Annotated in this window: 8 protein-coding genes; 3 read left to right on the top strand and 5 right to left on the bottom strand. The window is 74.0% G+C overall.

The window, feature by feature from the left end; translation table 11 throughout:
* Positions 1–179: 179 nt before the first annotated feature.
* Complete coding sequence (locus ACIGG8_RS32405) at positions 180–1112, bottom strand: helix-turn-helix transcriptional regulator (RefSeq protein ID WP_396552246.1); 933 nt, start codon at positions 1110–1112, stop codon at positions 180–182.
* Positions 1113–1167: 55 nt separating this feature from the next.
* Here ACIGG8_RS32405 and ACIGG8_RS32410 point away from each other — a divergent pair, with 55 nt between their 5' ends.
* From ACIGG8_RS32410 to ACIGG8_RS32420, 3 genes are all read left to right on the top strand, one after another.
* Positions 1168–1773, top strand: a complete 606-nt coding sequence (locus ACIGG8_RS32410; protein WP_396552247.1) for an NIPSNAP family protein — start codon at positions 1168–1170, stop codon at positions 1771–1773.
* A 201-nt stretch (positions 1774–1974) separates the two neighbouring features.
* Positions 1975–2637 (top strand): DUF4097 family beta strand repeat-containing protein, encoded by a 663-nt coding sequence (locus ACIGG8_RS32415; RefSeq protein WP_396552248.1) that lies wholly within the window; start codon positions 1975–1977, stop codon positions 2635–2637.
* Between the two features lie 28 nt (positions 2638–2665).
* A complete protein-coding gene (locus ACIGG8_RS32420; RefSeq protein ID WP_396552249.1) occupies positions 2666–3457 on the top strand; it encodes an alpha/beta fold hydrolase in 792 nt (263 codons plus the stop codon).
* A 366-nt stretch (positions 3458–3823) separates the two neighbouring features.
* On the opposite strand, the gene ACIGG8_RS32425 is transcribed toward ACIGG8_RS32420, so the two are convergent.
* The 4 genes from ACIGG8_RS32425 to ACIGG8_RS32440 form a co-directional block, all read right to left on the bottom strand.
* Complete coding sequence (locus ACIGG8_RS32425) at positions 3824–4555, bottom strand: aminoglycoside N(3)-acetyltransferase (protein WP_396552250.1); 732 nt, start codon at positions 4553–4555, stop codon at positions 3824–3826.
* A 208-nt stretch (positions 4556–4763) separates the two neighbouring features.
* The gene (locus tag ACIGG8_RS32430) at positions 4764–7166 is read right to left on the bottom strand and encodes an FxsB family cyclophane-forming radical SAM/SPASM peptide maturase (RefSeq protein ID WP_396552251.1); all 2403 of its coding nucleotides are present in this window, start codon (positions 7164–7166) and stop codon (positions 4764–4766) included.
* 66 nt (positions 7167–7232) lie between these two features.
* On the bottom strand, positions 7233–7418 hold the full coding sequence (locus ACIGG8_RS32435) for a hypothetical protein (RefSeq protein ID WP_350524897.1): 186 nt from the start codon (positions 7416–7418) through the stop codon (positions 7233–7235).
* Between the two features lie 304 nt (positions 7419–7722).
* On the bottom strand, positions 7723–8817 hold the full coding sequence (locus ACIGG8_RS32440; RefSeq protein WP_396552252.1) for an aKG-HExxH-type peptide beta-hydroxylase: 1095 nt from the start codon (positions 8815–8817) through the stop codon (positions 7723–7725).
* Between the last annotated feature and the right edge of the window lie 315 nt (positions 8818–9132).

Raw genomic sequence — 9132 nt, forward strand, 5'->3', positions numbered from 1 at the left:
CCCCCGGGCCCGTCGGCAACCTGCCTCCCGCAGCCCCCGTGCGGCGGGGCTTCAGTGTAGGAACGACTGACACCCCAATGGAATAGCACAACGACCCGCACGAATTGACATGACCGAAACGATGCTGCTGCCTCCGCTGCAGGAGCAGTACCCTCGCTCCGCTCCTCGGCCCGTCCGCCTCACGCGGTGTAGCGGGCGGCCAGGGCCCGTACCGTGCCGGCGATGCGGTCGCGGAGTTCGGCCGGTTCCAGTACCTCGACGTCGGTGCCGAGCCGCAGGAACTCGCCGTGCGCGTGGTCGACCGACTCGATGGGCACCCGGGCCTCCGTCCGGCCTCCCCCGGCCGCGGGTGCCACGCCGAGGCGGCGGGCGCCCTCCGGGGTGAGCCGGACCAGCGCCTCCCCGGTGTGCAGCCGCGCCCGGAAGTCGTCCAGGTAGCCCGCCCAGTACGCGCCCAGGTCGAACCCGTCCGGTACGACGAACTCCTCGTCCTGCTCCCGGAGTCCGATGATCTGATCGACCCGGTACGTCCGCAGCCCGGCCGGCCCGGCCGCGACCAGGTACCAGCGCCCTGCCTTCAGCACCAGCCCGTACGGCTCCACCCGTCGCTCGACCTCCTCCGGCGCCCGCCAGCGCCGGTACCGCAGGACCACCGCCCGTCGCGCCCACACCGCGGCGGCGACACCGGCCAGGTGCGGGGTGTCGTCCGCGTCGCCGTACCAGCCCGGGGCGTCGAGCAGGAAGCGCTCCTGGATCCGCCCGGCCTGCTCGCGCAGTCCGGCCGGCAGGGCGGCCCGCAGCTTGAGCTGGGCGGCGGCGAGCGCCCCGCCGAGGCCCAGCTCGGCGGCGGCACCCGGGAGCGCGGCGAGGAAGGCGGCCTGCGCCTCGTCCGCGGTCAGCCCGGTCAGGCGCGTCCGGTAGCCGTCCACCAGCCGGTAGCCACCGGCGTGCCCGGCGTCGCCGTAGAGCGGGATGCCGGCCGCGGCGAGCGCCTGGACGTCCCGGTAGACCGTACGGACGGAGACCTCCAGCTCCCCCGCCAACTGCTCGGCCGTCATCCGGCCGCGGTTCTGCAGCAGCAGGAGCAGGGTGACCAGCCGACTCGCACGCATGGCGCCAGTATCCACTGACGGGGGATGTCAGGGGACCACCCCTAACCTGCGGCGCATGACCATCGTCGAGCTCCGCCAGTACACCCTGCACCCCGGCGCGCGGGAAACCCTGATCGAGCTGTTCGAGCGCGAGTTCGTGACCGGGCAGCAGGCGGTCGGCATCACCGTCGGCGGCCGCTTCCGCGACCTGGACGACCCGGACCGCTTCGTCTGGCTGCGCGCCTTCCCCTCGATGCCCGAGCGCCGTCGCGCACTGGAGGCGTTCTACGGCGGCCCGGTCTGGCAGGCGCACCGCGACGCGGCCAACGCCACCATGGTCGACAGCGACGACGTCCTGCTGCTGCGCGGCCCGGGCTTCACCCCGCCGCCGGGCACCCGCGAGGTGCTCGCCACCGTCTGCCGCCTCGGCGCTCGCCGTCCCGATGCCGGTGTCGATGCCGATGCCGGCGCGGCCGCCGCCGCTGCCGCCGCCGCTGCCTTCGAGGCCTATGCCGAAGGGAATCTGAGCCCGCAGCACGCGCTGCACCGCACCGAGCACGCCGAGAACGACTTCCCCCGGCTGCCCGTGCGCACCGGCGAGGAGGTCCGCCTCTGGTTCGGCCCCGCCGCACCGCCGCCCTGGCCCCTCCGGCGGCTGCGCCTGGAGCCCGTGACGCCGTAACAGCGGCCCGCAGAGCGTTCACCCTCACCCCATTGCAACGCAAGGGGTGAGGGTCGTTGCGTTAAGCCTGCGCCCAGCGCAACGATTTCTCCGCTTTCACCTGTAGTGATGGCCATTTGAAGCAACGAAGCTGTTGCCTGACCTCTGAACGCAACGTAGCTTTTCCATCGTCAGAAACACCGACGAACACCGGAGAGCACGATGCAGAAGTTCGACACCCCCGCCGCGATCACCGCCGTCCTGAACGTCCCGGCCGGCCGGGTCCAGCTGATCGCCGCCGACCGCCCCGACACCACCGTCGAGGTCCGCCCCGCCGACCCCGGCAGGAACCGCGACGTCCGGACCGCCGAGCAGACCACCGTGACCTACACCGACGGCGTCCTGAGCATCCGGGTGCCCGAGGCCGGGAACCAGCTCGTCGGCCCCGGTTCGGTGGAGGTCACCGTCCAGCTGCCGGCCGGCTCCGACGTCGAGGCCGAGGCCGCCTCCGCCGAACTGCGCGTCGTCGGCCGCCTCGGCGACCTCGCCTTCGACGGCGCCCACCGCCGGATCAAGATCGACGAGGCCGCGAGCGTGCGCCTCACCGCCGTCGACGGCGACGTCGAGATCGGCCGCCTCACCGGCCCCGCCGAGATCAGCACCGCCCGCGGCGACATCCGCATCACCGAAGCCCACCGCGGCACCCTCGCCCTCAGCACCCAACTCGGCGACATCACCGTCGACACCGCCCCCGGCGCCTCCGCCGCCCTGGACGCCGCCACCGGCCACGGCCGCATCACCAACGCCCTGCGCAACGACGGCACCACCACCCTCGACATCCGCGCCACCACCGCCCAGGGCGACATCACCGCCCGCACCCTCTGACCAGCCGGAACCAGCAGGAAGGCACACCATGGCCGTCGAGACGACCGTTCAGCGCTCCCTTTGGACCGGCATGGCCCCCGTCGACGACACCGCCCTCGCCGTCACCGACACCGGCGGCCCCGGCACCCCGGTCGTCTACCTCAACGGCTCCTACGCCGACCGGTCGCACTGGAAGCGCGTCATCGCCGAACTCGGCGACGGCTACCGGCACATCACCTTCGACGAGCGCGCCCGCGGAAAGTCGGGGACGTCCTGCGACTACTCCTTCGAGTCCTCGGTCCGCAGCCTCGACGCCGTCCTCGCCGCACGGGGAGTCGAGAAGGCGATCCTGGTCGGCTGGTCCTACGGCGCCATGCTCGCCGTCCACTGGGCCGCCCGGAACCCGGACCGGGTGCTGGGGGCGGTGTCCGTGGACGGCGCGATGACCCACGAGTGGCTCGACGACACCACCAAGGCCCGGATCCGCAAACTCTTCCGCCGCTTGAGCCCGCTGTTCCCGATCTGCCGCCGGCTCGGCATGGCCGCCCGGATGAGCGCCGCCCAGCACGCCGAGATCAACATCGAGCTCAACGAACTCTGCGCGCCCGCCGCCCTCGACCCGGTCTTCGACCGCATCACCGTGCCGACCCGCTACGTGCTGGCCACCGGCGGCAACCTGGGCGGCGACGCCGAGGTGATGGAAGGGCTCCGCGCCGGTCTCGGCGCCGTGCTCGCCCGCAACCCGAACATCACGGTCAGCGCGAAGGTCCCGAGCAACCACTCCAAGATCCTGCGCAAGGACTTCCGGGCCGTCGCCGCCGCCGTCCGCGAACTCGCCTGACGGTGCCGGAATCCGGCACGGCATCATCGGCCGCCCCCACCCGATACTCCCTACTCCCTGCCCCGCGCCCCGGCGTTCCGGGGGCGCGGGGAGGCGGGCTGCGGTCGGGCCTCGGGAGGCAGCCGCGTCAGGGGGACGTTCCCTTCGGGCAGCGGCGAGTCCGAGAAGTAGCCGATCCGCTGCGGTGCACCGCCCGGGCTCCCCGCAGGTGCCAGCGCCAGTGCCGCACCGACGGCTGCGATCGCCACGAGAGCCTTCAGATCCCGCGCCACTGTTTCCTCGACCTCCAGAGACACACCGAGCACGCAGAGCGATGCCAGTTATACCCTGCGCGCTCGGACGGCCGCGCCCCCCGCCGACGCGGACTCAGGCCCGGGGACCCGTGCGGGTGCGGGTGCGGCGCAGGATCCGCTCCGCGAGGTCGACGGACTCCCGGACCGGGATCAGGCGGCACTCCGCACCCCCGATGCGCGCCGTGGTGATTCCGCGGGCGGCCTGCAGCACCTCCTCGCCGAGAGCGCCGAAGTGGAGGTCGTCCAGGTCGGGTGCCTCGAAGGCGGTCCACCCGTGCTCCCCCACGCAGCGGTACTGGCGGACGGCGACGTCGGGCATCCGCAGGTCGGCCAGGTGGAAGGCGGTGAAACGGTCCATCGGCACGCCGATCATCAGTACCCGGGCGTCCAGGTCGTAGAGCCGGCCCAGCGGGGAGTCGAAGCCCAGGTGACACTCGTCCGGGTGACTGCCGGTGATCTCCTGCGCTCGACGGCCCACCGCCGCCCAGGAGGTCTGCGGGTGGCGGCTGCGGCACGCGCCCCGGTACGTCCGGATCGCCTCCGACAGCCTTCCCATGGTGGGTGACGCGGGGGTGGCGGCCGGGTCGAACCTCGGCATCCCGGCCAGGTAGTCGTCCACTTCCGCCGGGGAGAGACCGGCGGTGGCGGACTGGTGGATGCGCGAGGTGGCGGAGTTCTCGGGAGTGGCCGTGTAGGCGACCAGGGTGCCCTCGGGGCCCAGCACGTCCAGCAGGGCGTCGATCACGCCCGCGGCCCCGCCCGGCACCGGGCCGAGCGCGCGCAGGGACGCCTGGACGTGCAGCACCGTGCCCGCGCGGACCCCGAGGTCGGCGAACTCGCGCGAGAGCGCGCGGACATGAGGACGGACGGCCGGCGTGACGGATGCGGCGACGGGTGGCCGGACGGGGTCTGCGACGGCGACGCTGCCGGTTCGCGGTTCGGTGAGGATGACGGTTCCCCGGGGTTGAGGGCCCCGGGGTGAGGGAGGTCCCGGGGCAGGGCGGAGTGGGAGGTCAGACTCCGGCCCGTTCCCGTCGCGCCCGGTCGGCCGCGTGCTCGGCGGCGGCGGGCAGCGGCAGGGCGAGCCAGGGTGCCACAGTGGCACGCATGCCGTCGGCGAAGCGCAAGCCGGTCCCGGTCAGGGCGCCGGACTCGGCCAGCCGTTCCACGGCCTCGGCGGTGTACCGCCGCCAGAGCGCGAACTGTGCGCGCGCCCGGTCGGCGGCCTCGCCCGGCAGCCCGTCGTACGCCAGGGTTCGGGTGCCCCAGTACTCGGTGACGGCCAGGTGGGCGTAGGTGCCTTGGAGGAGCCCTTCGAGCGGCCGGGGGTCGGGCCGCCAGGGGGCGAAGTACAACGCCGTGTCGGCGCGGTCGTACAGGTCCATCAGGTCGAGCACCGCGCCGAGTTTGACGTGCTGGAACTCGTGCGCGAGCAGCAGTGCGAGCGTCGGCGCGGTGGCCGGCCGGGCGATGCCGACCGCGCCGTACGCCTGCCGGGCCGCCGAGCTGACGTCCCGGCCTGCCGGGCCCGGCCGCAACGGGGTGACCGTGGTCAGCCCGGTCCGGATGCCCTCGGCGTACCCGGGAAGGTCCCGCCCGAGCAGCTCCCAGGCCTCGCGCAACGCGCCCGTCCAGTCGAGCAGTTCGCCGTCCGGTAGCCGGTCCGCCACCGGGTGGTCGTGGCAGTCGCGCATCGGGTCGGCGTCCTCCAGGGCGACCGTCCAGCCGCCGGCCAGCCGGACCCGCCGCAGCGGCTCGTCCAGGGCCGTGCGCACCGTGCCGTCGCCGGCCCGCACCTCGAAGCCGTCCGCGCGCCCGGTGACCACCGCCTCGCCGTCGGGCAGGGCGATCCGCCCGAGTGTCGGCAGGTGCAGCCACCCGCCGCGCACCGGCACCGCGACCGCGTCCCCCCGTCCGGCCCGGACCGCGGCGGCCGCGGCCAGCGAGGCCAGCGGGCCGAGCCCGACCGCCAGGTCCCCGGCGAGCCGTCGGGCCGCCCAGGTACGGGCGTACGGGTGTGCGAGGACGGCGTCGACGGCGGCGGGGGCCTCGTCGTCCAGCTCCGAGAGCAGGGCCCACGCCTCGGGCCGCCCCTGTCCGGAGGCGTCCCAGGCGGCGGCCAGCATCGCCCGGGTGAGGGCGAGTTGGGAGCGTCCGAGCGCGGCCACCGTCTCCGCGCCGCCGTAGCCCCGCGCGAGTTCGTCGAGTTGCGACGACGTGAGCGCGCCGGGCAGCAGCTCGGGTTCGGGGGCGGGCTGCTGCCCGCCCTGGGGCGGCACGGCAGCCGAACCGGCGCTCCCCGCAAGACCGTTGATGAACGTCATGAGATCACCGCAGTAGACGGAGGGATGGTCGAAGCTGCCTCCTCCATCGTCGCTCCGGAATCGGTGGGCGTACAGCCCGCCTCCGCAGGAGCGCACCACGGAGCAGGCTCGGCAGGCCTCGCTCAGTCCGGCCAGGCCGGACTGGCGGGCGGCGATGCCGGGGTGGCGGGCCAGGTCGTCGAGGCTGTGCGCGAAGACGTTCAGCCCGGTGGCGGGCGCGCCGTCGTACGCGGTCTTCAGGCTGTCGGCCTGCTCGAAGGTGCCGTCCGTCTCCAGGACGGCCAGGTCCGAGGGCTCCAGCCCGAGCGACTCGGTGAGGCTGGAGAACCCGCGCAGGGTGCGGTGCACGGATTCGAAGGTCCGGACCGCGAAGGGCCGCCCGTCCGCTTCCCACAGCCGGTGGACGGTCAGCAGCCAGTCGGCGTACGGGGTGGCGCCCAGGGCGGCGGGGCGCTTGGGCCGCTCGTCCCAGGTGGCGTGCGGGAGCAGGAAGTCGACGGCGGGGGGACGGAGTTCGGCCAGGGCGCGGTACACCGCCACCGGGTCGTTCTCGACGTCCATCGTGCAGAGCAGCCCGGCGAAGAGGTGCCGGAACTCGGGCTCGTTCAGCAGCGCGACCGCCCGCAGCACCTGCGGATGACTGCTGCGCCCGTCGGCGAAGCGCCGGTGGCGGTCGTTGGCGGCCTTGTCGCCGTCCAGCGAGATGCCGACCTTGAGGTCCAGTTCCGCGAACAGCGTGCAGAAGGCGCGGTTCAGCAGCACACCGTTGGTGTGGATGCGCAGGTCGAGCGCGCAGCCGGGCGGAAGCGCCGCCCGGAACGCCTCGGCGGCGCGGCGCAAGCGGTCCGGGCCGGCGAGCAGGGGTTCTCCCCCGTGCAGGACGACCCGGACGGCGGGCAGCCGGTGGGCGGCCGCGTGCTCGCCGATGCGTTCGGCGGCCTTGGCCAGGATTCCGTCCGCGATGACCTTCGGGCGGGAGCTCCAGCTGCGGTCCGCGTGCTCGTAGACGTAGCAATGGTCACAAGCGAGATCACATCTGCTATGGATCTTGACCACGAACTGCGTCAGGGGCAGCGGAGTTGACGTCGTCATGGAACTTCTCGGGGATCCGTTCGGATCGATCGGCTCGGTTGGTCCTGCCCGGCGGTACGGGCCGGGTCAGATCGAGGAGTTGAAGGCCGCGACCGGCACGAGGCCGGATTCCGCGCCGGGGAGTGCGCGCTGGAGGCGGGAGGCGAGTTCCTCTGCCCCGAGGGCGGCGAGATCGGCGAGGGACGGGCGTTCCGGCGTCTCCTGAGTGTCAGTGAGCTTGCCGGCCGGCCTGGTGCTGGTTACCGGAGTCATATTCGTTTCCTTAGGCGCGGTTAGGACCTGCCGAGGGTGGGTAAGCCCACCCAGTTGCGACCCAATGTAGTGCCCGCGGAGGCTCCGCGCGGCACGTTGTCGACTCACATTGGACTCACGTCGGGCCCGCCAGGCGGCCGACGTCGTACAACGGGCTCGGAGCCCCGAGTTTTTCACCCGGACAGCGGTCGCGCACTTCGCCCTGGCGCGCGCCGAAGCGCACCGCCGGGGTAAGCACCCGGGTAAGCGTTCGAGTCCTCCGGTTGATTCCCCCCACCCGCGGACGTCGGCCGGAGCACCGACCTCAGGCCCGCCGACCGGCACCGCCACCCAGTTCCCGCACGGAACGCACCAGCTCCTCGGTGAACTCCCGCCCGTGCAGCGTCAGTTCACCGCAGCGCAGCAGCGTGTCCGCAGCCGCCAGACTGTGCCCCCGCCACCGCACGAACTCCCGCTCCGCCCGGCCCGCATCCGCGCCCGCGCCCGCGCCCGCGGCAGCCTCCGTACACCAGAAGTCCGCGACCCCCAGGTGCGCGTACGTGCCCTGCAGCAGCGCCCCGGCCGGCCGCAGGTCGGGCCGCCAGGGGGCGTGGTAGACGGCCGGACCGTTGGGGCGGTGCAGCGGCACCAGGTCCAGCAGGGCGCCGAGTTGAACGTGCAGGAACTCGTGGACCAACGCCAGCGCCAGCAGCACCGGCTCCTCCGGCAACGAGGCCGCCACCGCCCCGTACGCCCGGCGGGCCGCGGCACTGACCGCCTCCCCGCCGGGGGCGGGAGAGAGCGGGACGATCGTGGTGACGCAGGCCGCGACCGCCTCCGCGTGCCGCCGGTGGCGGCGCACCAGGATCCGCCAGGCGCCGGCCAACCTCTCCTCCCAACAGACGAGTTCCGCGTCGGTCAGCGGCCCGGCCGGCGGGCGGCCGTAGTCCACCCGGCGCGGCCCGACGTGATCGACCGACGGCGCCCAGCGCAACCCGTCACACTCCAGCACCAGCCTCCGGCCGACGTCGGCCCGGAGGAAGTCCCCCAACTCGCCCGGACCGCCCGGCGAACCCTCCGCACCCGCCGCCACACCGCGCAGACAGTCGGCCGCCCAGGCATCCAACTCCGGCCGCAGCAGCACCTCTTCCCACCCCGCCCGGTCCTCGCGCTGCAGCGCCCGCACCCGCGCGTACGCCTCGCGATAGCCCTCGTGGTCCGGCACAGCCCGGCGCAGCGCGAGCAGCAGCAGCGCCCGCTTGCTCAACTGCCCCGCACGCAACAGCCGGACGGCCTCCGGCCCACCGCGAGCGCCCGCGATCGCCAGGAACGTCGCCCGGTCCACGCCGTGCCGGGGCAGCCCGTCCGCCCCGCGCGCACCCGGCACCCAGGCCGCCACCGCCTCCTCCGTGCCCGCCACCACTCCTCCTCCTGCGCCGCACCGCCCCCATCCGCTCGCAGTCTCCCCCCGCCACGCCGGACAATCCGGCCAACGGACACGCATGACCCGAACGGACGAACCCACCCCACCGCACCCACCCCCGAAGCCGCACCCAGCGCGAGTGCTCCCCCTCCCCCAGCCCCCCCACCCCCTCCCCCCACCCCCTCCCCAGCGAGAGCGCTCCCCCCATCCCTCCCCCGCGAGAGGGACGCGCTGCGGGGACGGACGGGGGCGGCGCAGGGGGTGGCCCGGAGAGGGGCGTTGCGGGTGATTTTCAGACTGCCAACGGCGCCC

The sequence above is a fragment of the Kitasatospora sp. NPDC085464 genome (assembly GCF_044541955.1).
Lineage (GTDB): Bacteria > Actinomycetota > Actinomycetes > Streptomycetales > Streptomycetaceae > Kitasatospora.

Excerpts from the sequence above, each read along its gene's own strand:
- ACIGG8_RS32435 (WP_350524897.1), bottom strand. The coding sequence starts at position 7,418 with ATGACTCCGGTAACCAGCACCAGGCCGGCCGGCAAGCTCACTGACACT.
- ACIGG8_RS32430 (WP_396552251.1), bottom strand. The coding sequence starts at position 7,166 with ATGACGACGTCAACTCCGCTGCCCCTGACGCAGTTCGTGGTCAAGATC.
- ACIGG8_RS32410 (WP_396552247.1), top strand. The coding sequence starts at position 1,168 with ATGACCATCGTCGAGCTCCGCCAGTACACCCTGCACCCCGGCGCGCGG.
- ACIGG8_RS32405 (WP_396552246.1), bottom strand. The coding sequence starts at position 1,112 with ATGCGTGCGAGTCGGCTGGTCACCCTGCTCCTGCTGCTGCAGAACCGC.
- ACIGG8_RS32420 (WP_396552249.1), top strand. The coding sequence starts at position 2,666 with ATGGCCGTCGAGACGACCGTTCAGCGCTCCCTTTGGACCGGCATGGCC.
- ACIGG8_RS32415 (WP_396552248.1), top strand. The coding sequence starts at position 1,975 with ATGCAGAAGTTCGACACCCCCGCCGCGATCACCGCCGTCCTGAACGTC.